The sequence below is a fragment of the Acidovorax soli genome, assembly GCF_014207955.1.
Classification (GTDB): Bacteria; Pseudomonadota; Gammaproteobacteria; order Burkholderiales; family Burkholderiaceae_C; genus Acidovorax; species Acidovorax soli_A.
Genome location: NZ_JACHLK010000007.1, coordinates 244,896 through 268,708, shown reverse-complemented (window position 1 = coordinate 268,708; position 23,813 = coordinate 244,896). Strand labels below are relative to the sequence as shown.

The following is a 23,813-nucleotide window of genomic DNA, read 5'->3' as shown; positions in this document are numbered from 1 at the left end:
GGTCTTACTTGTAGATGGATTCGGGGTCTTTCAAGACCGGATCGACGGGAGTCCACGCCCCGTCCTTGAGCACGCTGAAGAAGCAGCTGTGGCGGCCCGTGTGGCAGGCGATGCCGGGCGCATGGCCCAGCTGGGTCACCTTGAGCAGCACCACGTCGTTGTCGCAGTCCAGGCGGATTTCGTGCACCGTCTGCACGTGGCCCGACTCCTCGCCCTTGAACCACAGCTTGCCGCGCGAGCGGCTGAAGTACACGGCGCGGCCGAGTTCAGCGGTCTTTTCCAGCGCCTCGCGGTTCATCCAGGCAAACATCAGCACGTCGCCCGTGCCCTGCTCCTGCGCGATCACGGGCACCAGGCCCTGCGCATCCCATTTCACTTCGTTGAGCCAGTTCATGGCCCGGATTGTCGGCGATTTGAATGACCGACCCCTGGCAGGGCATTGGCAGCCCCGAAATGGCCAAAGGCCCGAGCACCGCCTGCCGGGGCAGGCGGTGCTCGGGCCGGGCAGCGCGGTTGCGCTCAGCGCAGGGTCAGGACATTGGAATAACGTCCCGCACGCAGCATCTCGTAGAGCGCGGCCAGGGAATTCACCCCCAGGCCGTAGCCCAGGTAGACGTTGCTGCCCGCCAGGGTGCTCAGGTCCATGCCACGGATGTCGAGCACCGGGGCCGACACCGGCAGCGCCCCGGTGTACAGGGCCGCCATGGCGGGAACGAAGCTGGACGTCGCACCATCGAGCATGAGCAGGCGCCCATCGGGCAGCAGCAGGGCCAGGAAGATGGCGCCTGGCTGGCCCGCGTGGGAGGCCGGCAGGGTGATGCCGGCCGTGGCCGTGAGGTTGTTGAGCGGGCCGCTCTGGGCCGTGCTGAAGGCCGGCTCGGTGCCCGGTGCCGGCGTGCCGGTGCCCGGATTCGTGCCGCCCGGGTTGCCGACGTTGCCCGGGTTGCCGCTGTTGTCCACCCCCGCATTGAGCGCGATGCGCGTGGGCGTGCTCACGACCCCGTTGGCGGTGGTCACGCCATTGCCCAGCACACCGCCATCGGTACGGCCCCAGGTGTAGACCGCGCCATCGGGCATGAGCGCCGCGGCGGCGAAGGCGCCCGTGAAGACGTAGGACACCGGCCCCGGCAGGCCCTGCACGCGCACCGGGCCCACCTTGGCGTTGGCCGGCACCGAATCCCACTTGGTGGACACCGTGGTGCCATCTCCGAGCAGGCCTCGATCCCCCTGGCCGCAGGCGAACACGGCGCCGGCGCCGTCCACGAACAAGGCCGCGCCGCCGCCTGCGGCGATCTGGCGCAGGTTGGACAGGTTCTTGATGGTGTAGGGCTGGGCCGCCGTCAGCGCGCTCTCCTGGCCGCAGGTCAGCATGCCGCTGTTGGTATCTCCCCATGCCAGCGCCTGGCCGTTCTTGATGCCGTAGTACAGGCCCGCCGCGTTGCCCGTGGCCGTGGCGTCGATGAACGACAGCCCGGTGGGCTTGAGGGCCGTCACCCCCAGCGGATCGGTGGCGGAAGTGACGGCCTGCAGCGGGTTGTCCCGGGCGCTGTTGCTGCCCCAGCCGATCAGGCTGCCGTCCTGGCGGCGGCCGATCATCTGGGTTCCCGTCACGGCCAGTTGCACGATGCCGGTGGCACCCGCCACGGGCAGCGGCTGCCCCCGGTGCTGGGGCGCCCCCGGGCCCAACCCCAGGTTGCCATAGCCATTGTCGTAGCCCCAGGCCCAGATCTGGCCATTGCCGTCGGTGGCATAGAGCGAGTAGCCATTGGTCGCAGCCAGCACCGAGACCATGCCGGAAAGACCTGGCACCTGCACGGGCTCGTAGCGGAACTGCCCGCCCGAGGTGTTGGAGCCGATCAGGCCGTCGGAGACATTGCCCCAGACCCAGACCGTGCCATCGGACTTCACGGCGGCCGACAGCGCGCCGCCGGCGGTCACTGCGACCACATCGTTGCCCAGTGCCGCGATCTTCGCGGGCGCCGGGTTGTTGCGGTCGGCCTGGCCCCGGCCCAGCTGCCCGGAGTCGCCGCGCCCCCAGGAGGTGACGCTGCCGTCGGCATTGAGCAGCAGCATGTGGTAGTCGCCGATGACAATGTGTGGAATGGCTGCGGCGGCTGGGTGCGAGAGACCGACCAGAGCGCCCGCCAGCACGATGGTTCGAAGAAAAAGGCCAGACATGGGACAACTCCTGCGGTGGATGGGATGCCCTGGATTCTTCCGGCCGGGACGGCCAGCGTCTGTCCCTCGAACGCGGGACAAAACGGTTCATGTGCAAGCAGCTGTGACAGCAGGCGCCGCGTATCATGAAATGCACCGCCGCGCTGTTCCAAGGCCCGCCCATCCATGTCCGCTCTGCTCTCCGTGCTTGTGATCGAGGACGACCCGCCCTTCCGGCAGCGCCTGTGCGACAGCATTGCCGCCGCGCCCGACCTGCGCCTGGTGGGCGCCGCCGGTGATGCGGCCTCGGGCCTGGCCTTGCTGGCGCGGCACCAGCCCCAGGTGCTGCTGCTGGACCTGGGGCTGCCCGATCTCAACGGCATCGAGGTGATTGCGCGCAGCGCCGATGTCGCCCCCCATTGCGAGGTGGTGGTGGTCACCGTGTTCGGCGACGAGGCCCATGTCATGCAGGCGCTGGCGGCCGGCGCCACGGGCTATGTGCTCAAGGACACGCCGGCCCTGGACCTGGCCGAGATGGTGCGCGCCGTGCATGCCGGCGGCAGCCCCATCAGCCCCGTGATCGCGCGGCGCCTGCTGACCCGGCTCGCCCCTGCGGGCCTGTCGCGCCAGCGCCCGCAGGCCAGTGCGCTCGATCCATCGGCCAGCGAAGCTGACGCGGGCCTGCTCAGCGAGCGCGAATGCGAGATGCTCGGCATGGCCGCCAAGGGCTACAGCTACCGCGAGATCGCGCAGATGATGGGCGTGACCCAGCAGACCGTGCTCACCTATGTCAAGCGCAGCTACCGCAAGCTGCAGGTGCATTCCCGCGCGGAGGCGGTCTACGAGGCCCGCAAGCGCGGGCTGATGGGCGACTGAAGGCCGCGGCCCCGTGATGCCCGTGGCCCGTCCTTCGCGCACCAGCACCGCATGCCGGCAGGGCCTGCGCTGGATCATGGCCGCCAGCCTGGCCCTGGGGGCTGTGCTGGCCCAAGCCGCCGACGCCGAGGCCGGCGACACCATGGCGGTCACGCGCGTGGAGCGCTGGGCGCCGGCACCAGGCACCGAGCCCTCCATCGGGCCGCCTGCAGACGCTGCACCAGGGGACTGGTTGCCGGTGGAACTGCCGCAAGCGGTACAGCGCGACCCGACCACGCGCGCCGCCGTCAACCTGCCCCGGCCCACGGTCTGGTACCGCACCGCATGCCCTGCGCCCGTCGCGCAGGAAACCCTGGCCCTGTACCTGCCGCGCGTCAACGGCGGCCCCCTGCAGGTCTGGCTGCGCACCGCACAGGGCACACGGCAGTTGCTGGACAACAGCCCGGCCTGGCCCTCGCAGTGGAACCAGCCTATCCTGCTGCGCCTGCCCGGTGCCGCCTCCCAATCCCCGGGCCCTTGCCGCCTGTTCCTCGCGCTGCCACCGCGCGCCGACGGCAGCTATGCCCTGAGCCGCCTGTGGATGGGGCCGGAACCCGAGGTCCAGGCCCTGTGGTCGGCGCGCCAGCGCTGGGTCGTCACCGTGCCCCTGGCGGCCAGCACCACGCTGGTCATGCTGGGCTTGTTCTCACTGGCTTTCTGGTGGCGGCGGCGCCAGGACACGGCCTACCTGTACTTCGGGCTCGCCTCGCTGGCCTGGTGGTTCCGCAACCTGCACTACGGCATCGAGCTGCCCCAGAACCTCGACGCCCTGCGCTGGTTCTGGTGGGCCACCGATGCCTCGATGACCTGGGTCATGCTGCTGGTCTACCTGTTCTCGCTGCGCTTTGCGACGCGCAGCTTTCCCTCGGTGGAACGCTTGCTGCTGGGCTTTGCGCTGCTGGTTTCGGCCGTGTCCATGCCATTCTTGCCCTGGGCACTGGACACGCCGCTGCTGCTGCATGCCGCCAACACGCTGGTGGCGATGGGCGTGACCCTGCTCATCGCCTGGTCGGCCTGGCGCGGCAGCCGCGAGTTGCGGGTGCTGGCCGTGGCGCTGTGCATCTGCCTGGTGCTCGGCGTGCACGACCTGGCGCTGCTGCAGCTGCGCATCTCTCCCGAAAGCCTGTACCTCATGCCCTACGCGATGATGCTGGTGCTGGGCGCCTTCCTGTACGCTGTGAACCGCCGCTACATCGGCGCCCTGGAGCATGCCGAGGGCGCGGCCGCGGTGCTCTCGAACAAGCTCGCTGAACAGCAGCGTGCGCTGCAGAGCAACTTCGCCCTGCTGGCCGAGGTGGAGGGCGAACGCGTGCGCCTGGCCGAGCGCCAGCGGCTCACGCGCGACATGCACGATGGCCTGGGTGCCATGCTGGTGTCGTCCCTGGGCCAGATCGAGCAGGGCCGCCTGTCGCAGGGCGAGATGGCCCAGGTGCTGCGCGAGTGCCTGGAAGACCTGCGCCTGACCATCGATTCGATGGAGCCCATCGACCAGGACCTGACCACCCTGCTGGCCACCTTGCGCCAGCGCGTGGGCCATCGCCTCGCCCAGGGCGGCATCACCCTGCACTGGCGCATGGACGATCTGCCGCCCCTGCCGTGGCTGGACGCCCCGGCCGCGCTGCATGTGCTGCGCATCGTGCAGGAGGCGCTGGCCAACGTGGTCAAGCACTCCGGGGCGGCCAACGTCACCCTGTCGGCCACGCGGGATGCGGGACCGGGGGTGTGCGTGCAGATCGAGGACGACGGGCGCGGGCTGCAGGCCCGGCCCGAAGGCCACCAGGGCCGCGGGCTGGGCCACATCGAGGAGCGCGCACGCCAGCTCGGCGGGCGTGCACGGATTTTCCTGGGTGACCGGGGCGGCACCGTGGTGCAGCTGTGGCTGCCGCTGCAAGGCCCGCCCCCGGCAGCAGAGGGCTTCAGGCCTTCGCGCTGGCCGACCGCGTAGGCGTGGTGGCCCGCCGCGGCCCGCTCAAGGCATCAAGGCTGGGCGACCGTCAGGAACACCCATTTGCGGTCCCAGTTCTTGCGCCCCAGGTACTTGATGGCCATGGCGTAGCGGCCTGGGGGCAGGAAGTCCTGCGTCAGCGTTTCCTGCTGGGTGACCACGGGCTGGCCGTTGACCCGTACGTCCTGGCGCGCCACCATCTCGGGCTCGCTGTCCAGGTCCTGGCCGTCGAGCGCGTAGACCGTGACGTCGGGCTCTTCCTTTTCTTCGCCTACATGGGGCAGGCCCATGGCGTTGGGGCGCGTGAGCACATCGAGCGCCACCTTGCCATCCACCGGCTCGCGCACGATCCAGTAGACATCGCGCACGTTGTCGTTCAATTCCTTGAGCAGGGTCTTGAGCTTGTCGAACTCGGCCTTGTCGGCAATGACCTGCACGGCCTTGCCGCCGATGGTCGCGTCAAAACAGCGGCCGATGCGGTCCACGCAGGGCAGGCGGTCGAAGTAACCGCGCGCGTAGGACGGCGCGGGCACCTGCTGTGCAGTGGCTGGCGCGGCCGCAAGGCCGGCCCCCAGGGCCACGGCAGACGCCAAGGCCAGTACGCGCGCCCTCTTCACAGTCGCACAGGGATGCCGCGCCCCGCCATGTGCTGCTTGGACTGCCCCACGGTGTATTCGCCGTAGTGGAAGATGCTGGCGGCCAGCACCGCGTCGGCGCCGCCGAGCTGGATGCCGTCGGCCAGGTGGTCGAGGTTGCCCACGCCGCCCGAGGCGATCACGGGCACGCTGATGGCGTCGCTCACGGCGCGCGTGAGCGCGAGGTCGAAGCCGGCCTTGGTGCCATCGCGGTCCATGCTGGTCAGCAAAATCTCGCCCGCACCGCGGCGCGCCATCTCGGTGGCCCAGGCCACCGCGTCCAGGCCGGTGTTCTTGCGGCCGCCATGGCTGTACACGTCCCACCCCGGGCCCACGGGCTTGCCGTCGGCGCCGGTGCGCTGCGCGTCTTCTTCGGAGCGGCGCTTGGCGTCGATGGCCACCACAATGCACTGCGCACCGTACCTGTCCGATGCGGCATTGATCACGTCGGGATCGGCGATCGCGGCCGAGTTGAAGCTCGTCTTGTCGGCACCTGCATTGAGCAGGCGGCGCACATCGGCCACCGTGCGCACGCCCCCGCCCACGGTGAGCGGAATGAACACCTGGCTGGCCACGGCTTCGATGATGGGCAGGATCAGGTCGCGCCCGTCGCTGGTGGCGGTGATATCGAGGAAGGTGAGTTCGTCGGCGCCCTGGGCGTTGTAGCGCGCGGCGATCTCGACCGGGTCGCCTGCATCGCGCAGCTCGACGAAGTTGACGCCCTTGACCACGCGGCCTCCGGTCACGTCCAGGCAGGGGATGATGCGTTTGGCAAGCATGTAGTCAACGGCCCCGCAGGGGCTTATCCATTCAGTTCGTCGGCGCGCGCCTGGGCGGCAGCGAAATCGAGGTCGCCGCTGTAGATGGCGCGACCGCAGATGACCCCCTCGACGCCCTCGCCCTCGACCGCGCACAGCTGCTCGATGTCGGCCATGTTGGACAGGCCGCCCGAGGCGATCACGGGGATGCTCAGCGACTGTGCGAGCTTGACGGTGGCGTCGATGTTGATGCCCGAGAGCATGCCGTCGCGGCCGATATCGGTGTAGATGATGGACTCGACGCCCCAGTCCTCGAACTTCTTGGCCAGGTCCACGACCTCGTGGCCGGTGAGCTTGCTCCAGCCGTCGGTGGCAACCTTGCCGTCCTTGGCATCGAGGCCCACGATGATGTGGCCGCCGAAGGCGCTGCAGGCGTCCTTGAGGAAACCAGGGTTCTTCACGGCCGCGGTGCCGATGATCACGTAGCGCAGGCCACCATCGATGTATTTCTCGATGGTGTCCAGGTCGCGGATGCCGCCACCGAGCTGCACCGGGATGTCCTCGCCTACTTCCTTGAGGATGGACTTGATCGCGCTGAAGTTCTTGGGCACGCCGGCGAAGGCGCCATTGAGGTCCACCAGGTGCAGGCGGCGCGCGCCGGCCTCCAGCCACTTGCGCGCCATGGCGGCAGGGTCTTCACCGAAGGTGGTGGATTGGTCCATATCGCCTTGCTTGAGGCGTACGCAGTGGCCGTCCTTGAGATCGATGGCGGGGATGAGCAGCATGGTGGGTTCGGGTGGAAAAGGGCGAGGCCGGGCTCGGCCCGAACAGGGTTGTAAAGGGTTTCAGGGATTCCAGTGCAGGAAATTGCGGTACAGCGCCAGGCCATGCTCCGCACTTTTCTCGGGGTGGAACTGCGTGGCAAAAATATTATCGCGTGCAATCGCCGCGGCGAAAACACCGCCGTAGTCGGCCTCGCCCGCACAGTGGGCTGGGTTCTGCGGGCGCGCGTAGAAACTGTGCACAAAGTAGAAATAGCTGCCGTCGGGCACGCCGGCCCAGACCGGATGCACGCCGGCCGCACCGTGGGCCACCTGGCGCACCTGGTTCCAGCCCATCTGCGGCACCTTGAAGCGGCTGCCGTCGGGCTGGGTGCGGCCGGCCAGGTCGAACTTGCGCACCTCGCCGGGAATCAGCGACAGGCCGGGGGTGTCGCCCTCGGCACTGTGGTCCAGCAGCATCTGCATGCCCACGCAGACGCCGAACATCGGCTTTTGCGCCGCGGCTTCGAGGACGGACTCCTGCAGGCCCGAGTCGCGCAGCTCGCGCATGCAGTCGGGCATGGCGCCCTGCCCCGGCAGCACGATGCGCTGGGCGGCGCGCACGTCTTCGGGGCGCGAGGTGACGACCACGGTCCAGCCCGAGCCTTGCGCGGCGGCCTGCACGGCCTGCGACACCGAGCGCAGGTTGCCCATGCCGTAATCAACCACGGCGACGGTTTTTGCTTCCATATTCATAGCTGTCAACGCAGGGGACAAAAGCGATGCTGGCCTTTTTTCCTGGCGGGAGAGAGGATCAGAGACTGCCCTTGGTGGACGGAATCGTTCCGGCCGCACGCGGGTCGCGCGTGAGCGCTGCGCGCAGCGCACGGGCAAAGGCCTTGAACACCGTCTCGCACTGGTGGTGCGCGTTGATGCCCTTGAGGTTGTCGATGTGCAGGGTCACGCCCGCATGGTTCACGAAGCCCTGGAAGAACTCGTAGGTCAGCTGGGTGTCGAAACCGCCGATGCTGCCGGCCGTGAACGGGATGTGCAGGTGCAGGCCCGGGCGGCCCGAGAAGTCGACCACGACGCGGCTCAGGGCCTCGTCCAGCGGCACGTAGGCGTGCCCGTAGCGGGTGATGCCCTTCTTGTCGCCCACGGCGCGTGCAAACGCCTGGCCCAGGGTGATGCCCACGTCTTCCACCGTGTGGTGGCCGTCGATGTGCAGGTCGCCATCGCAGTCGATCTCCAGGTCGATCAGGCCATGGCGCGCGATCTGGTCGAGCATGTGGTCGAAAAAGCCGATGCCGGTGTGCAGCTTGGCCTGGCCGGTGCCGTCGAGGTTGAGGCGCACGGTGATGTGCGTCTCGGCGGTGTTGCGGCTCACCTCGGCGGTGCGATCGGCCGAGGGGTCGGCCGGTGCGGAGGGTACGAGAGCAGAAGAAGTCATAGGGAGGCTTGGAGTGCGGCAAGCATCTGCGCGTTGTCGTCGGCATTGCCCACGGTGAGGCGCAGGCAGTTCGCCAGCAATGGGTGCATTGTAGAAACGTTCTTGACCAGGACCTTGCGCTTTTTCATGCCCTCGTAGGCTGTGGCGGAATCCGCCACACGCACGAGCACCATGTTGGCCTCGCTGTCCCAGCACTTTTCGATGCCTGGCATGGCCTTGAGCGCCTGCACCAAGACCGCGCGCTGGGCGCGCAGCTCGGCGGCCTGGTCGGCGAACACGTCGGCATGCTCCAGCGCGAACAGCGCGGCCTCGCAGTTGAGCACGCTCACGTTGTAGGGCGGGCGCACCTTGTCGATCTCGGCCACCACGGCGGCCGGGCCGATGAGGTAGCCCAGGCGCACGCCGGCCAGACCGAACTTGCTGAGCGTGCGCATGAGCAGCACATGGGCATTGCGCTCAGGCTCGGCGCGCATGCGGTCGATGAAGGTGCGGCTGGCAAAGGGCTGGTAGGCCTCGTCCATCACCACGAAGCCGCCCACGGCGCCCACCGCGTCGACGATGCGCTGCACGGCACCCTCGTCCCACAGCGTGGCCGTGGGGTTGTTGGGGTAGGCGATGTAGGTGATGGCCGGGCGGTGCTGCGCGATGGCCGCCAGCATGGCGGGCTCGTCGAGCTCGAAGTCGGGCGTAAGCGGCACGCTGACGAAATCCAGGCCCTGCAACTGCGCCGAGAGCGGGTACATCACGAAGCCGGGCATGGGCGCGAGCATGGTGGCGCGCGCGCCGGGCTGGGCGCAGGCCAGGGCCAAGAGGGTGATGAGTTCATCGGAGCCGTTGCCCAGCACGATGCCGTGGCCCTCGGGCAGGCCGGCGTACTTGGCCAGCGCAGCCTTGAGGTCGTTCAGGCGCTCGCCGGGGTAGCGGTTGAGCGCGAGTGCGCCCAGGCGCTGGCCCAAGGCCGCCTGCAGGTGGGCCGGCAGGCGGAAGGGGTTTTCCATCGCGTCCATCTTGAGCATGCCCGTGGAGGGCTGCACGCCATAGGCGTGCATGGCGCGCACGTCGGCGCGGATGCGGTTGAGGGCGGCAGAAAGGCTTGCAGTCGTGGTCATTCGGTGGTGTCCAGTTCGTTGGGGGCTACAAGGAAAGGATTGATGCAGCGCACGGCGTCCAGCACCTGGTCGTGCGGCAAGGCCTCGGTCAGCAGGTAGCGGCAGCCCTGCTGGTGGGCGGAGGAGACGATGAGCGCGTCCCAGTAGCCCAGGCGGTAGCGGTCCTGCAGGTCCCAGGCGCCATCGACCGTGTAGGCATCGAGGTGCGGCGGCAGCCACACGCGCAAGCGGCGCACCTGGGCGCGCACCAGCTGCACGGTGCGCGGGCCCTCGAAGCGCTGGATGGCCTGGTTGTACAGCTCGTTGAGCACCTGGGAGCTGATGCGCCCGCTGCGTGTCTGCCAGCAGAACGTGAGCCATTCGCGCGCCCGGGCCTGGCGCGCAGGGTCGCGCTCATCCACGCTGGCCAGCAGCAGCTCGGTGTCGACGAAGAGGGGGGTGGTGCCGCTGCTCATCGCCGGAACAGGGTTTCGCGCGGCACATAGGGGCCGCTGGACGCACCCCAGCTCTCGAAGCCCAGGGCTTCGCGCATGGCCTGGGCGTAAGCGTCTTCCTGGCGCATCTTCTCGGCCAGCCATTCGCCCAGCAGGCGCGAGACGCTGCTGCCGCGCTTGGCCGCTTCCACGCGCACCCATTCGGCGACGGCGTCGTCCATGGTGATGGTGACGTTCTTCATGGTCTGAATATTACACGAACTTCGTGGAACACGAAGTTCGTGTAGTTTTTCAGGCTACTTTGCGCCCAGCCCCCTCCAGCACCCGGCAGGCCATGTCGCCCACCGTGCGCAGGGCCTCCAGGTGGGCCGGGGTCCAGTCGCTGCCCACGCCGATGCGCAGGCAGTTGCGAAAGCGCCCGCTGGCGCTGAACACCGTGCCCGGGGCGACGAGGATGTTCCTTGCCAGGCAGGCTTCGTGCAATTGCACCGAATCGAGTGCGCGCGGCAACTCCACCCACAGCAGCATGCCGCCCGGCGGATCGCTGACCCGCGTGCCCGGCGGGAAATGCGCGCCAATGATGGCCCGCACCTCGTCGAGCCGGGCCGCGGCCGCCGCACGCAGCTGGCGCATGGCGGCGGCATGGCCGCTCTGGTTGATGAGGTCGGCCAGCGCCAGCTCCAGCACGGCCGACTGGCCGCCGGCCTGCATGTCCTTGATGCTGCGCAGTTGCTCGGTCCAGCGCCCGGCTTCGACCCAGCCCAGGCGCAGGCCGGGCGCCAGGGTCTTGGAAAAGGAATCGCAGAGCATCACGTGGCCCGTGGTGTCGTAGGACTTGACGGTGCGGCGCATCTCGTCCGACTCGGCCAGGTCGTTGTAGATCGCATCCTCGATGACAGCCATGCCGTGGCGCGAGGCCATCTGCGCCAGGCGCCGGCGTTCGGGCTGCGGCATGCAGCTGCCCAGCGGGTTGCTCAGCGTGGGCACGACCATCAGCGCCTTGACGGGCTGGGTGTCCAGGGCGAGCTGCAGGGCATCGAGCGAGATACCGTGGCGCGGGTGCGTGGGAATCTCCAACGCCTTGAGGTGCAGGCCCTGCAGCACTTCGAGAAAAGAGAAGTGCGTGGGTGATTCGAGCGCCACCACATCGCCCGGCTGGGTGGCGGCGCGCAGGCACAGGGCGATGCTGTCCATGCAGCCACCGGTGATCAGGATGTTCTCGGGGTCCAGGCTGCAGCCCAGGGCCACGGCGTAACGCGCCAGGGCACGCCGGGCCTCCGCGTGGCCTGCGGAGGTGGGGTAGGTGCACAGCAGCTGGCGGTTGCGCTGCACGGCACGCACCACGGCGCGGCGCACGCGGTCGGGGTTGAGCATGTCGGGCCCGGGCGTGCCGCTGCTGAACGAGACCATGTCCACGGGCTGGGCGCGGCCCATGATGCGCTGGCCCAGCCAGTCCACCGACACCTCGCGCGGGCGGCGCAGCGGGCGCGGGATGGTGGGCTCGGGCAAATTCAGAGGACGTGCCGCGACAAAGAAGCCCGAGCGCGGGCGCGCCGTGATCAGGCGCGCGTCCTCCAGCCAGTGGTAGGCCTGCACCACGGTGCTCTGCGCCACGCCGCGCTGGCGTGCCAGCTCGCGCACCGAGGGCATCTTCTCGCCGCGCGCCAGCGTGCCGTTGCGCACCAGTTCGGCCAACTGGGCCGCGATCTGCAGGTACAGGGGCGTGGTCTCTTGGGCATCCATGGTGCCATTCTGTACTGCCCTGCTGCAGAGCAGGCAATACAGATGGGCGCCATTCCGTACAACACAGACCCCTGCGGCCGCGCATCTGTACTGCTTCAGCTGGGCGCGGGCTGTGGCTGGCGAGCCGGCAGGTGCCGGCGCACAGTACAAGGCATGAACACCCTGCCTACCCCCTGCCCCCGCCCACCGACCACCGTCCAGCTGCCACGGCCCGAAGCCCTGGCCTTGCGGTGGAACCGCCAACCCTTGCCACCGCCCCAGGCCGTGCAGACGCTCGAATTCCGTGCGGGCGAGACCGCCCTGCTGGAAGTGGAGCAAGGCCGTGTCTGGGTGACCTGCGACGGCCTGCTGGAAGACTACTTCCTGCAAGCCGGCCAGCGCCTGTCGTTCACCGGCCCGGTGCGGTTGCGCGTGAGCGCCGAAGGCCAGCGCCCTGCCCTGCTGAACTGGGCGTTGCACCGCGCACAGCCCGGTGCCAGCCGCCCGGCGGCCGTCCCTGCCACCGGCGGCATGCAGTTGCGCGCCGCCTGACGCCAGGAGCCGTCAGCCCCGGGCTGGTGGCACAGGCGACAGGCGCAGCTCCGCCGCCCGCGCATGGGCCTGCAGGCCTTCGCCGTAGGCGAGCTCTGCGGCCACCGTGCCCAGCACCTGGGCGCCGGCCGCGCTCACCTCGATGAGGCTGCTGCGCTTCTGGAAGTCGTACACCCCGAGCGGCGAGCTGAAGCGTGCCGTGCCGCTGGTGGGCAGAACGTGGTTGGGGCCGGCGCAGTAGTCGCCCAGGCTTTCGCTGGTGTAGGCCCCGAGGAAGATGGCGCCCGCATGGCGCAGCAGCGGCTCCCAGCGGTGGGGATCGGTGCTGCTGACCTCCAGGTGCTCGGGGGCGATGCGGTTGCTGATGGCGCAGGCCTCTTCCATGCTGCGGGTGTGGATCAGCGCGCCACGGCCGTTCAGGCTCTTGGCAATGATTTCGGCGCGCGGCATGGCGGGCAGCAGGCGATCGATGGCCTCCTGCACGGCATCGAGGTAGGCGGCATCGGGGCACAGCAGGATGCTCTGGGCCAGCTCGTCGTGCTCGGCCTGCGAGAACAGGTCCATGGCCACCCAGTCGGCCGGGGTGCTGCCATCGGCCAGCACCAGGATTTCACTGGGGCCGGCGATCATGTCGATGCCCACGGTGCCGAACACGCGCTTCTTGGCGCTGGCCACGTAGGCATTGCCCGGGCCGGTGATCTTGTCGACCTTGGGCACGGTGGCCGTGCCGTAGGCCAGGGCCGCAACCGCCTGCGCACCGCCGATGGTGAAGGCGCGCGTGACACCGGCCACGTAGGCGGCGGCCAGCACCAGTTCGTTGCGCTCGCCCTTGCTGGACGCCAGTTGCGCGCCCGTACCGCCGGTGGCCACACTGCCGCGCACGGGCGTGGGCACGACCATGATGATCTCCTGCACGCCGGCCACGTGGGCCGGGATGGCGTTCATGAGCAGGCTTGACGGGTAGGCGGCCTTGCCGCCGGGCACGTAGATGCCCACGCGGTCCAGCGGCGTGACCTTCTGGCCCAGCAGGGTGCCGTCCTCGTCGCGGTAGCTCCAGCTTTCGCCGGAGGCCTTCTTCTGCGCCTCGTGGTAGCTGCGCACGCGCTTGGCCGCGGCCTGCAGCGCATCGCGCTGGGCCGCGGGAATGGCGTCGAAAGCGGCCTTGAAATCGGCCTGCGTAAGCTCCAGCGCGGCCATGTCGGGTGCGGCCAGGCCATCGAAGCGGGCCGTGTAGTCGAGCACCGCAGCATCGCCGCGCGCCTGCACGTCAGCCAGGATGTCGGCCACGCGCTGCTCGATGGCCGCGTCCGTGTCGGCGGACCAATGCAGGCGATCGCGGAAGGCGGCTTCGAAATCGGCGCTGTCGGTACGGAGGCGGACGGGCTGGGCTTGCATGGCGTTTTCTTGTCGCAGTGGGAAAGGAATCAGGTCAGGCGCGGGCTGCCGTGGCGGCGGCAAAGGCATCGATGATGCTGCGCAGCGGCGCCTGCTTGAGCTTGAGCGCGGCCTGGTTGACCACGAGGTAGGAGCTGATGTCCATGATGCGCTCGACCTCGACCAGATTGTTGGCACGCAGGGTGTTGCCGGTGGAGACCAGGTCGACAATGGCGTCGGACAGGCCGATCAGCGGCGCCAGCTCCATGCTGCCGTAGAGTTTGACCATGTCCACGTGCACGCCCTTGGTGGCGAAGAAATCGCGCGCAATGGAGGTGTACTTGGTGGCCACCTTCAGGCGCGAGCCCTGCTTGACGGCGCGCTCGTAGTCGAAATCGTTGCGCACGGCCACGCTCACGCGGCACTTGGCGATCTGCAGGTCCAGCGGCTGGTACAGGCCCTGGCCGCCATGCTCGATCAGCGTGTCCTTGCCGGTCACGCCGATGTCGGCACCGCCGTATTCCACGTAGGTGGGCACATCGGTGGCGCGCACCAGCACCACGCGCACGTCGGGGCGGTTGGTGGGCAGGATGAGCTTGCGCGACTTCTCGGGGTCTTCGAGCACCTCGATACCGGCAGCGGCCAAAAGCGGCAGGGTCTCGTCGAAGATGCGGCCCTTGGACAGGGCGAGGGTGATCATGGTCATGAAGTTCTCTCTTAGGACACGCGCTCGATGTCGGCGCCGATGCCGCGCAGCTTGGCTTCCATGCAGTCGTAGCCGCGGTCCAGGTGGTAGATGCGGTCCACCACGGTCTCGCCATCGGCCACCAGACCGGCGATCACGAGGCTGGCCGAGGCGCGCAGGTCGGTGGCCATGACGGTGGCACCCGACAGCGGCGGATGCGCGGCCTCGGCGTTGCCCAGGCCCTCGATCACGGCGACCTTGCCGTCGGTCTGGATGCGGGCGCCCAGGCGCACGAGCTCGTCCACATGCATGAAGCGGTTTTCGAAAATGGTCTCGGTCACCGTGGACGTGCCTTGCGCCACGCAGTTGAGCGCCATGAACTGGGCCTGCATGTCGGTGGGAAAGCCCGGGTACTCGGTGGTGCGAAAGCCCTGGGCGCGCAGCTTGGCAGCACCGGGGCTCTGGATGCGGATGCCGGCATCGACCGCCTGCACTTGTGCACCGGCCTCGCGCAGCTTCTCGATCACCGCGTCCAGGTGGTCGGCACGGCCGTGGCGCAGCACCACATTGCCCCCCGTGGCGGCCACGGCGCACAGGAAGGTGCCGGCCTCGATACGGTCGGCCACCACGCGGTGCGTGCAGCCGGACAGGCGCTCCACGCCCTGGATGCGGATGCGGCTGGTGCCGTGGCCTTCGATCCGGGCACCCATGGCAATCAGCATCTCGGCCAGGTCGACGATCTCGGGTTCCTGCGCGGCGTTCTCGAGCACGGTCTCGCCCTCGGCCAAGGCGGCGGCCATGAGGAAGTTCTCGGTGCCGGTGACGGTGACCATGTCGGTGGTGATGCGCGCGCCCTTCAGGCGCGTGGCGCCCGCAGGGAGCTTGGCGATCATGTAGCCGTGCTCGACGACGATCTCGGCCCCCATGGTCGCCAGCCCCTTGATGTGCTGGTCCACCGGGCGCGAGCCGATGGCGCAGCCCCCGGGCAGGGACACGGTGGCCTCGCCGAAGCGTGCCAGCAGCGGCCCCAGGGCCAGCACCGAGGCGCGCATGGTCTTGACCAGCTCGTACGGGGCCTCGGGCGTGTTGAGCCCGCTGGCGTCGATGCGCACGGTGCCGTCGGCACTGCGTTCGGCCGCCACACCCATGTTGCGGATCAGGGTGAGCATGGTGCTCACATCCTGCAGCTGGGGCACGTTGAGCAGGGTCACCGGCTCGGCCGTGAGCAGCGCGGCACACAGTTCGGGCAGGGCGGCGTTCTTGGCGCCAGAGACCAGCACCTCGCCCTGCAGGGTGCGGCCGCCACGGATGAGGAGTTTGTCCATCACGAAACCTGGGGGAAAAGGGGGTTGGGGATGCTGCGCCCGTTCAGCGCGGCTGCGCCGCCCATTCGGCGGGCGTGAAGGTCTTCATGGACAGGGCATGCACCTCGTCCGTCTGCATGCGCGTGCCCAGTGTGGCGTACACGCGCTGGTGGCGCTGGATCAGGCGCTTGCCCTCGAATTCGGCCGAAACGATGGTCGCGTACCAGTGGCGGCCGTCGCCCTGCAGGTCGATGTGCTCGCAGGCCAGGCCGGCGGCGATGAGGTCTTGGAGTTGGTCGGCGGTCATGGTGGGTGGAACGGGGGGTGCGCATCCGGGGCGGGACGCTAGCGTAACGCGAACCGCCCGCGGGCGGTTCACTATCGGTCAATGGCGGATCTTGTAGCCCGTGCGCAGCAGGTGCACGGCCAGCCAGCTCACGGCCAGCCAGGCCAGGCCGACGATGGAGAGGCTGAGCCAGGGCGAGGTGTCGCTCTGGCCGAAGAAGCCGTAGCGGAAGCCGTCGATCATGTAGAAGAACGGGTTCAGGTGGCTCACGGTCTGCCAGAACGGGGGCAGCGACTGGATGGAGTAGAACACGCCCGACAGAAAGGTCATGGGCACGATCACGAAGTTCTGGAACGCCGCCATCTGGTCGAACTTGTCGGCCCAGAGCCCGGCGATCAGCCCCAGCGTGGCCAGCAGCGCGGCGCCCAGGAAGGCGAAGGCCAGGATCCACAGCGGCGCAGCGAACTCGGGCCGCGCAAAGGCGATGGTGACGATGAACACCCCCAGGCCCACAACCAGGCCGCGCACAATGGAAGAACCGACGTAGGCCACGAACCAGGCCCAATGCGACAGCGGCGTGAGCAGCACGAAGACCAGGCTGCCCATGATCTTGCTCTGGATCAGGCTCGAGGAGCTGTTGGCGAAGGCGTTCTGCAGCACGCTCATCATCACCAGGCCGGGCACCAGGAAGGCGGTGTAGCTGATGCGGTCATAGACCTTCACATGGTCTTCGAGCACATGGCCGAAGATCAGCAGGTACAGCACGGCGGTGAGCACCGGCGCGGCCACGGTCTGGAAGCTGACCTTCCAGAAGCGCAGCACCTCCTTGTAGAACAGGGTTTGCCAGCCGTTCATGCGGGCACCTCCACGGCGGCCGCCGCGGGCGCCGGCGGCGGATGGGACGAGGAGGTACCGGCCATCACCTGCAGGAACACGTCCTCCAGGTCGGGGCGGCGGATTTCCATGTCATGCACCTCGACACCGGCCAGGCGCAGCGCGGACAGGTGCTCCTCGATCTCGCGGGCGTCGTGCGCTGGCAATTGCACGATGCGGCCGGTGACGCGCGCCAGGCGCGCGAGGGCCGGCGGCAGGTCCACATCGGCCTTGAACTGCAGCACATTGCCCGAGGCGGCCTTGAGCAGCTCGCTGGTCTCGGCCAAGGCCACCACCTGCCCGGTCTTGAGCATGGCGATGCGGTTGCAAAGGGCTTCGGCCTCTTCGAGGTAGTGCGTGGTGAGCAGCACGGTATGGCCCTCCTTGTTCAGGCGGGCGATGAACTGCCACAGCGTCTGGCGCAGCTCCACGTCCACCCCGGCGGTGGGCTCGTCGAGCACGATGATGGGCGGCTTGTGCACCAGCGCCTGGGCCACGAGCACACGGCGCTTCATGCCGCCCGAGAGCTGGCGCATGTTGGAATTGGCCTTGTCCGTGAGGCCCAGGTGGTGCAGCAGTTCGTCGATCCAGGCGTCGTTGTTCTTGACACCGAAATAGCCGGACTGGATGCGCAGGGCTTCGCGCACGTTGAAGAAGGGGTCGAAGACCAGTTCCTGCGGCACCACGCCGAGCTTGCGCCGCGCCTCGGCGAAATTCGCCTGTACGTCGCTGCCCTGCACCAGCACGCGGCCGCTGCTGGGCCGCGCCAGGCCGGCGAGGATGCTGATGAGGGTGGTCTTGCCGGCACCATTGGGGCCGAGCAGCCCGAAGAACTCCCCCTCCTCGATGTCCAGGTGGACCTGGTTGAGTGCCTGGAACGGGCCTTTGGGGGTATCAAAGGTCTTGGAGACGGCTTGGAATGAGACTGCGGGCATGAAGCCCCTGATTTTAAGGCCTGGTGCACAAACCTGCTGTGCCAGCCCCGGGAGCCCCTGCAGAGCTGGTCAGGCCGCGGGCAGCAGCTCGGCCACGCCGTACAGGCCGGCCATGCTGGCCAGCGCGGCCGGCAGCCCCTGCACGGCAAAGGTCTTGCGGTCCGAGAGCGCCTCGCGCCGGCACTCGAGCAGCACCGCCAACGCCGAGGTGTCGAACAGCGCCAGCGCCTGGGCATCCACGACCACGTTCGGCTCCTTGTGCACCTTGAGCCCCTGCAGCAGCATGCGCAGGCACGCCGGTGCCTGGCGATGGGTCAGCTCCTGTGGAAGGACCAGCATGGGCATGGCGGCAGCCCCGGTGTCAGCCCTTGGTGCCGGCATTGGACTTGTTGCGCGCCTCGAGCGAAGCGATCAGGCCATCCACGCCCTTGGCATTGATTTCCTGCGCGAACTGGCCCTTGTAGGTTTCGACCAACCAGACGCCGAGCACGTTGAGGTTGTAGATCTTCCAGCCAGCGCCATCGCCCGGGGTCTTCTCCAGGCGATAGTCCAGCTGGATCGGGTCGCCCCGGCCCACGATCTCGGTACGCACCAGCACGTCCTTGTCGGCCGGGTCGGCACGCAGCGGCTTGACCTGGATGGTCTGCTCGTTCACCTGGGCCAGCGCCCCGGCGTAGGTGCGCACCAGCAGGATCTTGAACTCCTCCTGCAGGCGCTTTTGCTGCTCGGGCGTGGCCTGGCGCCAGCCAGGGCCCACGGCGGCTGCGGTCATGCGGCGGAAGTTCACATTGGGCATGACCGTCTTGTCCACCAGCGCGATCACCTTGGTGATATCGCCGCCCTGGATGGACTTGTCGGCCTTCACCGTATTGAGCACATCGGTGGACAGGCGCTTGATCAGGGCATCGGGTGCTTCATCGGCCGCGGCGGCCGACAGCGGCAGGCCCAGGGAGGTCACGGCCACCAGGGCCAGGGCCGCGGAGCCCAGGAGTCGTCGGTTCATCATCATCGTCGTCATATCGTCTACTTTCAGGGGAGCGGGCAGGCACCCTCGATTTCATTGTGGGCGCTCCATACCCGCCATGTGCTTCTGCCCGGTAGCGGATTGCAAGCAAGTGCAACACCCGCAGGGCGATCAGCGGGTCTTGGCATCGGCCGGTGGCGGCTCCTCGGGGAGCACGCCATCCTTGGCGTCGCGCTCGCTGTCGTCCTTGTCCTTGTCGTAGGGCGCCGAACCGGCCTGGCTGCGCACCTGCAGGAACACATCGCGTGTGAAGCTGTACTTGTCCAGGGCCGCACTGTCGAGCACCGAGCCGGCGCGCAGCAGGTTGGCACGCGCATCCACCGCGCGCAGAACATACAGGGAGTTGCGGGCCGAGGTCGGGTCCACATAGCGCACCGGGTTGCCCACCATGTCGACCGGCAGGGCAAAGGTGTCGCGCACCGTGGACGGCCCCAGCAGGGGCAGCACCACGTAGGGGCCGGTTTCCACGCCCCAGCGGCCCAGCGTCAGCCCGAAATCCTGGCGGTAGCGATCGATGCCGATCTCGCTGGCCACATCCAGCACACCGCCCAGGCCGAGGAAGGTGTTCACGTTGACGCGCATGAAGCTCGAGGCAGCCCCTTCGAGCCGGAACTGCAGCACGTTGTTCACGAAGGACCAGACATCGGTCAGGTTGGCGAAGAAGTTGCTCACCCCGGTGCGCACGGGCGCGGGCGTGACCTCCTTGTAGGCCGTGGCCACGGGCTTGAGCACCATGGCATCGACCTGTTCGTTGAATCGGGTGACACCGCGGTTGTAGGGCTCCAGCGGGTCGCGTGGATCGGTGCGGGGGCCGCTGGCGCAGCCGACCAGCAGCACCAGCCCCACCATTGCGGCCAAGGCGCGCCCTGCGCGCAGGAGCCCCCCAGCGCCATGTCCCTCATCGCGGGCCGTACCCGCTTGCATCCTGTTCGTCATTTTTTGCTACCACCTGCCCCTGCGGGCTTACTGCCGTCTTCGGCTTTGCTATAGAGAAATTGTCCAATCAGGTTTTCCAGCACCACCGCCGACTGCGTAGCGGTCACGGTGTCGCCGGGCGCGAGGTTCTTCTCGTCGCCACCCGCTTCGATGCCGATGTACTGCTCACCCAGCAGCCCGCTGGTGAGGATCTTGAGCGAGCTGTCCTTGGGAAACGCATAGCGGTCCTGCATGGCCAGCGTGACACGCGCCTGGAAGGTCTTGTCGTCGAAGGCGATGGACTCCACACGCCCCACCACCACGCCGGCGCTGCGCACGGCGGCCTGGGGCTTGAGCCCCCCGATGTTGTCGAAGCGCGCGATGAGCTGGTAGCCGCGCTGGAAATTGAGGCTCAGCAGGTTGGCCGACTGCAGGGCCAGGAACACCAGCGCCGCGATGCCCAGCATCACGAACAGGCCTACCCAGACATCATTCTTGGAGCGTTGCATGGTTGCGATCTCTTTGCTTATTTCTTAGATGCTGAACATCATGGCGGTGAGGAGGAAGTCCAGCGCCAGCACCGCCAGCGAGGCCATCACCACCGTGCGCGTGGTCGCGCGCGACACGCCTTCGGGCGTGGGCTTGGCGGCGTAGCCCTGCAGCAGGGCCACAAAGGTCACGGTGACGCCGAAAACGATGCTCTTGATGACGCCATTGCCCACGTCGCGGAATACGTCGACCCCGCCCTGCATCTGGCTCCAGAAGGCGCCGGGGTCGATGCCGATGAGCACCACGCCAACCACCCAGCCGCCGATCACGCCCACGGCGCTAAACACCGCAGCCAGCAGCGGCATGGTGATGACCCCGGCCCAGAAGCGCGGCGCCAGGATGCGGCGCACCGGATCCACGGCCATCATCTCCATGGCGGTGAGCTGCTCGCCCGCGCGCATGAGGCCAATTTCCGCCGTGAGGGAAGTGCCCGCCCGGCCCGCGAACAGCAGGGCCGTGACCACCGGGCCGAGCTCGCGCACCAGCGACAGCGCCACCAGCATGCCCAAGGCCTCGGACGAGCCGTAGCGCTGCAGCGTGTAGTAGCCCTGCAAGCCGAGCACAAAACCCACGAACAGGCCCGACACCGCAATGATGGCGAGCGAGTAGTTGCCCAGGAAGTGCACCTGGTCGCGCACCAGCGAAGGCCGCAGGAAGGTGGCGCCGAACAGGCGCACCAGGCGCACGAAGAGGTGGGCCGCGGCACCGATGTCCGCGAGCTGGCTGCGCACGGCCAGCCCCACGTCGGAAGGTTTGTACCAGCTCACAGGCCTATCCCCCCGGCAGGACCGAAGTCCTGCTCTGCCGTGGGCCCTGGATAATGGAAGGGTACGGGGCCGGTGGGCAGCGCATGCACGAACTGGTGCACCAGGGGATCGGTGCTGGCGCGCACCTCGTCGGGCGTGCCCTGTGCGGCCACCACGCCCTCGCCCAGGATGATCACATGGTCGGCCAGGCGAAAGGTTTCCTCCAGGTCGTGCGAGACGATGATGCTGGTGAGCCCCATGGCATCGTTGAGCTGGCGGATGAGCTGGGCCGCCGTGCCCAGCGAGATCGGGTCGAGCCCGGCAAAAGGCTCGTCGTACATGACGAGTTCGGGGTCGAGCGCGATGGCTCGGGCCAGCGCCACGCGCCGTGCCATGCCGCCCGAGATCTGGCTGGGCATGAGGTCGCGCGCGCCGCGCAGGCCGACGGCATGGAGCTTCATGAGCACCACATCGCGCACCAGTTCCTCGGGCAGGTCCGTATGCTCGCGCAGCGGAAAGGCCACGTTCTCGAACACGTCGAGGTCGGTGAACAGGGCGCCGAACTGGAACAGCATGCCCATGCGCCGGCGCGCCTTGTACAAAGCGGCCGCATCCATCTGACCGACGTTCTGGCCGTCGAACAGCACCTCGCCCCGCTGGGCCTGCTGCTGCCCGCCGATGAGGCGCAGCACCGTGGTCTTGCCGCCTCCCGAGGCGCCCATGAGGGCTGTGACCTTGCCGCGTGGCACCGCCAGTGAGACGTCGCGCAGGATGGCACGCTCACCGTAGGAGAAGGTGACGTTGCGCAGTTCGGCAAAAGGGGACGGCTCGGGCATGCGGGAGGTGATGCGTTCGGTAAAGAATGGTGGCAGGGAGTCCGGACGATTGTCGGCGCGCACGGAAATTCCCGCGCGTGGGACAGCAGCGATGGTAGCCGAATCCACAAACATACATACATGCATGTTTGCATTTTCCAGATACGAGACAGGCGATGCCCGGCACCCAAGTGTCTGGCATTCCCGGATGGACAGTGCATCCAATTGTGCCTATGTCTGGCACAACGCGTGCGGAGTGGATTTTCCACCACGCTGGCCCGCCCCGACAATGGAAAACGGCGCCACCCGGGCGCCGTTTTAGAGGACCAGCTCTGCAACCGTCGGTCAGCGTGGCAGGTCCGAGTAGCCCATCAGGAACTCGTCCACCGCGCGGGCGGCCTGGCGGCCTTCGCGGATCGCCCAGACCACCAGGGACTGGCCGCGGCGGATGTCGCCGGCCGCGAACACCTTGGGGGCGTTGGTGGCATAGCCGCCATCGAACTCGGTGGTGGCGCGGGCGTTGCCGCGCGCATCCTTCTCGACGCCGAAGGCTTCGAGTACGGCGGCGACGGGGCTCACAAAGCCCATGGCCAGCAGCACGAGGTCGGCCTTGAGCACCTTTTCGGAGCCCGGGACTTCGACCATCTTGCCGTCCTTCCATTCCACGCGCACGGTCTTGAGGCCGGTGACCTTGCCCTTTTCGCCGATGAACTCCTTGGTGGAGATGGCGAACTCGCGCTCGCAGCCTTCTTCATGGCTGGAGCTGGTGCGCAGCTTGATCGGCCAGTAGGGCCAGGTCAGCGGGCGGTTCTCGACTTCGGGCGGCTGGGGCATCAGCTCGAACTGCGTGACGCTGACCGCGCCGTGGCGGTTGCTGGTGCCCACGCAGTCGCTGCCGGTGTCGCCGCCACCGATCACGATGACGTGCTTGCCGTCGGCGCGCAACTGGTTCTTGAGCTTGTCGCCGGCGTTGACCTTGTTCTGCTGGGGCAGGAACTCCATGGCGAAGTGGATGCCATCGAGGTCGCGGCCGGGCACGGGCAGGTCGCGGCTCTGCTCGGCACCACCGGTGAGCAGCACGGCGTCGAATTCGGCCTGCAGTTGCTCGGGGGTGACGGTTTCCTTGGCCCAGTTGGTGACCTTGGAGCCCTTGCCCAGGCCGTCCTTGGCCGCGCCGACGAAGACGCTGGTGCGGATCGTGACGCCTTCGGCCTTGAGCTGCTCGGCACGGCGGTCGATGTGCGACTTCTCCATCTTGAAGTCGGGGATGCCGTAGCGCAGCAGGCCGCCGATGCGGTCGTTCTTCTCGAACAGGGTCACGTCGTGGCCGACGCGCGCCAGCTGCTGGGCCGCAGCCATGCCGGCCGGGCCGGAACCGACCACGGCGACCTTCTTGCCGGTCTTGTGCTTGGAAGGCAGCGCCTTGACCCAGCCTTCTTCCCAGGCGCGGTCGATGATCGCATGCTCGATGGACTTGATGCCCACGGCGTCGTCGTTCACATTGAGCACGCAAGCGGCCTCGCAGGGCGCGGGGCAGATGCGGCCGGTGAACTCGGGGAAGTTGTTGGTGCTGTGCAGCACGGCGATGGCGCTCTTCCAGTCGGCCTGGTAGACCAGGTCGTTGAAGTCCGGAATGATGTTGTTCACCGGGCAGCCGTTGTTGCAGAACGGCGTGCCGCAGTCCATGCAGCGCGCGCCCTGCACCTTGGCCTGGGACTCATCGAGCCCGATAACGAATTCCTTGTAGTGCTTAAGGCGCTCGCCGACGGGCTTGTAGCCCTCCTCGATGCGCTCGTACTCCATGAAGCCGGTGGTCTTTCCCATGATTGCGTGTCCTTGTCTATGAATGCTGTGCGGGTGTCGGGTGGG

27 protein-coding genes are annotated in these 23,813 nt (G+C 68.1%); 3 read left to right on the top strand and 24 right to left on the bottom strand.

Translation table 11 applies throughout. The features are described from left to right. Positions 1 to 4: 4 nt before the first annotated feature. Positions 5 to 403, bottom strand: a complete 399-nt coding sequence (gene hisI / locus HNP48_RS18780; RefSeq protein WP_184860008.1) for a phosphoribosyl-AMP cyclohydrolase — start codon at positions 401 to 403, stop codon at positions 5 to 7. Positions 404 to 519: 116 nt separating this feature from the next. After that, entirely contained in the window at positions 520 to 2,178 is a 1,659-nt protein-coding gene (locus tag HNP48_RS18775) for a hypothetical protein (RefSeq protein WP_184859775.1), read from the bottom strand. A gap of 165 nt (positions 2,179 to 2,343) precedes the next feature. Between HNP48_RS18775 and HNP48_RS18770 the strand changes: the two genes are divergently transcribed. Together HNP48_RS18770 and HNP48_RS18765 are read left to right on the top strand one after the other, a co-directional pair. Further along, positions 2,344 to 3,033 carry a response regulator transcription factor gene (locus HNP48_RS18770; RefSeq protein WP_184859773.1) on the top strand — a complete coding sequence of 230 codons (690 nt, stop codon included), beginning with the start codon at positions 2,344 to 2,346 and terminating at the stop codon, positions 3,031 to 3,033. 16 nt (positions 3,034 to 3,049) lie between these two features. After that, on the top strand, positions 3,050 to 5,017 hold the full coding sequence (locus tag HNP48_RS18765; protein ID WP_260420294.1) for a sensor histidine kinase: 1,968 nt from the start codon (positions 3,050 to 3,052) through the stop codon (positions 5,015 to 5,017). Between the two features lie 32 nt (positions 5,018 to 5,049). Here HNP48_RS18765 and HNP48_RS18760 read toward each other — a convergent pair whose 3' ends face one another. Genes HNP48_RS18760 through HNP48_RS18720 form a run of 9 tightly spaced genes read right to left on the bottom strand, consistent with a single transcriptional unit; the run spans position 5,050 to position 11,907 of the window. Further along, positions 5,050 to 5,610 (bottom strand): hypothetical protein, encoded by a 561-nt coding sequence (locus tag HNP48_RS18760; RefSeq protein ID WP_221480260.1) that lies wholly within the window; start codon positions 5,608 to 5,610, stop codon positions 5,050 to 5,052. Positions 5,611 to 5,630: 20 nt separating this feature from the next. Continuing rightward, the gene (gene hisF, locus HNP48_RS18755) at positions 5,631 to 6,431 is read right to left on the bottom strand and encodes an imidazole glycerol phosphate synthase subunit HisF (RefSeq protein WP_184859769.1); all 801 of its coding nucleotides are present in this window, start codon (positions 6,429 to 6,431) and stop codon (positions 5,631 to 5,633) included. 23 nt (positions 6,432 to 6,454) lie between these two features. Continuing rightward, entirely contained in the window at positions 6,455 to 7,195 is a 741-nt protein-coding gene (gene hisA, locus HNP48_RS18750; protein WP_184859767.1) for a 1-(5-phosphoribosyl)-5-[(5-phosphoribosylamino)methylideneamino]imidazole-4-carboxamide isomerase, read from the bottom strand. 60 nt (positions 7,196 to 7,255) lie between these two features. Continuing rightward, positions 7,256 to 7,927, bottom strand: a complete 672-nt coding sequence (gene hisH, locus HNP48_RS18745) for an imidazole glycerol phosphate synthase subunit HisH (RefSeq protein ID WP_184859765.1) — start codon at positions 7,925 to 7,927, stop codon at positions 7,256 to 7,258. Positions 7,928 to 7,985: 58 nt separating this feature from the next. Then, positions 7,986 to 8,621: an imidazoleglycerol-phosphate dehydratase HisB gene (gene hisB, locus HNP48_RS18740; protein WP_184859763.1), complete on the bottom strand. Its 636-nt coding sequence runs from the start codon at positions 8,619 to 8,621 to the stop codon at positions 7,986 to 7,988. After that, positions 8,618 to 9,730 (bottom strand): histidinol-phosphate transaminase, encoded by a 1,113-nt coding sequence (hisC, locus tag HNP48_RS18735; RefSeq protein WP_184859761.1) that lies wholly within the window; start codon positions 9,728 to 9,730, stop codon positions 8,618 to 8,620. The genes hisB and hisC overlap by 4 nt, the downstream gene beginning before the upstream one ends. Continuing rightward, positions 9,727 to 10,185 (bottom strand): PIN domain-containing protein, encoded by a 459-nt coding sequence (locus HNP48_RS18730; protein ID WP_184859759.1) that lies wholly within the window; start codon positions 10,183 to 10,185, stop codon positions 9,727 to 9,729. The genes hisC and HNP48_RS18730 overlap by 4 nt, the downstream gene beginning before the upstream one ends. Further along, complete coding sequence (locus HNP48_RS18725; RefSeq protein WP_184859757.1) at positions 10,182 to 10,406, bottom strand: CopG family transcriptional regulator; 225 nt, start codon at positions 10,404 to 10,406, stop codon at positions 10,182 to 10,184. Before HNP48_RS18725 ends, HNP48_RS18730 begins: the two co-directional genes overlap by 4 nt. Before the next feature lie 49 nt (positions 10,407 to 10,455). After that, positions 10,456 to 11,907 (bottom strand): PLP-dependent aminotransferase family protein, encoded by a 1,452-nt coding sequence (locus tag HNP48_RS18720; RefSeq protein WP_184859755.1) that lies wholly within the window; start codon positions 11,905 to 11,907, stop codon positions 10,456 to 10,458. 153 nt (positions 11,908 to 12,060) lie between these two features. Here HNP48_RS18720 and HNP48_RS18715 point away from each other — a divergent pair, with 153 nt between their 5' ends. After that, complete coding sequence (locus HNP48_RS18715; RefSeq protein WP_184859753.1) at positions 12,061 to 12,438, top strand: DUF2917 domain-containing protein; 378 nt, start codon at positions 12,061 to 12,063, stop codon at positions 12,436 to 12,438. A 12-nt stretch (positions 12,439 to 12,450) separates the two neighbouring features. On the opposite strand, the gene hisD is transcribed toward HNP48_RS18715, so the two are convergent. The 13 genes from hisD to HNP48_RS18650 all read right to left on the bottom strand — a co-directional run bounded on the left by hisD (position 12,451) and on the right by HNP48_RS18650 (position 23,768). Beyond that, a complete protein-coding gene (hisD, locus tag HNP48_RS18710; protein WP_184859751.1) occupies positions 12,451 to 13,833 on the bottom strand; it encodes a histidinol dehydrogenase in 1,383 nt (460 codons plus the stop codon). Between the two features lie 34 nt (positions 13,834 to 13,867). Continuing rightward, the gene (gene hisG / locus HNP48_RS18705) at positions 13,868 to 14,512 is read right to left on the bottom strand and encodes an ATP phosphoribosyltransferase (RefSeq protein WP_409362569.1); all 645 of its coding nucleotides are present in this window, start codon (positions 14,510 to 14,512) and stop codon (positions 13,868 to 13,870) included. A 17-nt stretch (positions 14,513 to 14,529) separates the two neighbouring features. Continuing rightward, complete coding sequence (gene murA, locus HNP48_RS18700) at positions 14,530 to 15,822, bottom strand: UDP-N-acetylglucosamine 1-carboxyvinyltransferase (protein ID WP_184859747.1); 1,293 nt, start codon at positions 15,820 to 15,822, stop codon at positions 14,530 to 14,532. 43 nt (positions 15,823 to 15,865) lie between these two features. Beyond that, positions 15,866 to 16,108, bottom strand: coding sequence for a BolA family protein (locus HNP48_RS18695; RefSeq protein ID WP_057265178.1), 243 nt, complete (start codon positions 16,106 to 16,108; stop codon positions 15,866 to 15,868). 78 nt (positions 16,109 to 16,186) lie between these two features. After that, on the bottom strand, positions 16,187 to 16,942 hold the full coding sequence (locus tag HNP48_RS18690; protein ID WP_184859745.1) for an ABC transporter permease: 756 nt from the start codon (positions 16,940 to 16,942) through the stop codon (positions 16,187 to 16,189). Continuing rightward, positions 16,939 to 17,895 carry an ABC transporter ATP-binding protein gene (locus HNP48_RS18685; protein ID WP_184859743.1) on the bottom strand — a complete coding sequence of 319 codons (957 nt, stop codon included), beginning with the start codon at positions 17,893 to 17,895 and terminating at the stop codon, positions 16,939 to 16,941. The genes HNP48_RS18690 and HNP48_RS18685 overlap by 4 nt, the downstream gene beginning before the upstream one ends. Before the next feature lie 69 nt (positions 17,896 to 17,964). After that, the gene (locus HNP48_RS18680; protein WP_184860004.1) at positions 17,965 to 18,234 is read right to left on the bottom strand and encodes a lipid asymmetry maintenance protein MlaB; all 270 of its coding nucleotides are present in this window, start codon (positions 18,232 to 18,234) and stop codon (positions 17,965 to 17,967) included. 22 nt (positions 18,235 to 18,256) lie between these two features. Beyond that, on the bottom strand, positions 18,257 to 18,904 hold the full coding sequence (locus tag HNP48_RS18675; RefSeq protein ID WP_184860002.1) for a phospholipid-binding protein MlaC: 648 nt from the start codon (positions 18,902 to 18,904) through the stop codon (positions 18,257 to 18,259). 126 nt (positions 18,905 to 19,030) lie between these two features. Continuing rightward, complete coding sequence (locus HNP48_RS18670; protein ID WP_184859741.1) at positions 19,031 to 19,855, bottom strand: VacJ family lipoprotein; 825 nt, start codon at positions 19,853 to 19,855, stop codon at positions 19,031 to 19,033. Beyond that, the gene (mlaD, locus tag HNP48_RS18665) at positions 19,852 to 20,343 is read right to left on the bottom strand and encodes an outer membrane lipid asymmetry maintenance protein MlaD (RefSeq protein WP_184859739.1); all 492 of its coding nucleotides are present in this window, start codon (positions 20,341 to 20,343) and stop codon (positions 19,852 to 19,854) included. The genes HNP48_RS18670 and mlaD overlap by 4 nt, the downstream gene beginning before the upstream one ends. 24 nt (positions 20,344 to 20,367) lie before the next feature. Next, entirely contained in the window at positions 20,368 to 21,150 is a 783-nt protein-coding gene (mlaE, locus tag HNP48_RS18660; protein ID WP_184859737.1) for a lipid asymmetry maintenance ABC transporter permease subunit MlaE, read from the bottom strand. Next, on the bottom strand, positions 21,147 to 21,965 hold the full coding sequence (locus HNP48_RS18655; protein WP_184859735.1) for an ABC transporter ATP-binding protein: 819 nt from the start codon (positions 21,963 to 21,965) through the stop codon (positions 21,147 to 21,149). Before HNP48_RS18655 ends, mlaE begins: the two co-directional genes overlap by 4 nt. A 324-nt stretch (positions 21,966 to 22,289) precedes the next feature. Further along, a complete protein-coding gene (locus HNP48_RS18650; protein ID WP_184859733.1) occupies positions 22,290 to 23,768 on the bottom strand; it encodes a glutamate synthase subunit beta in 1,479 nt (492 codons plus the stop codon). Positions 23,769 to 23,813: the final 45 nt, after the last annotated feature.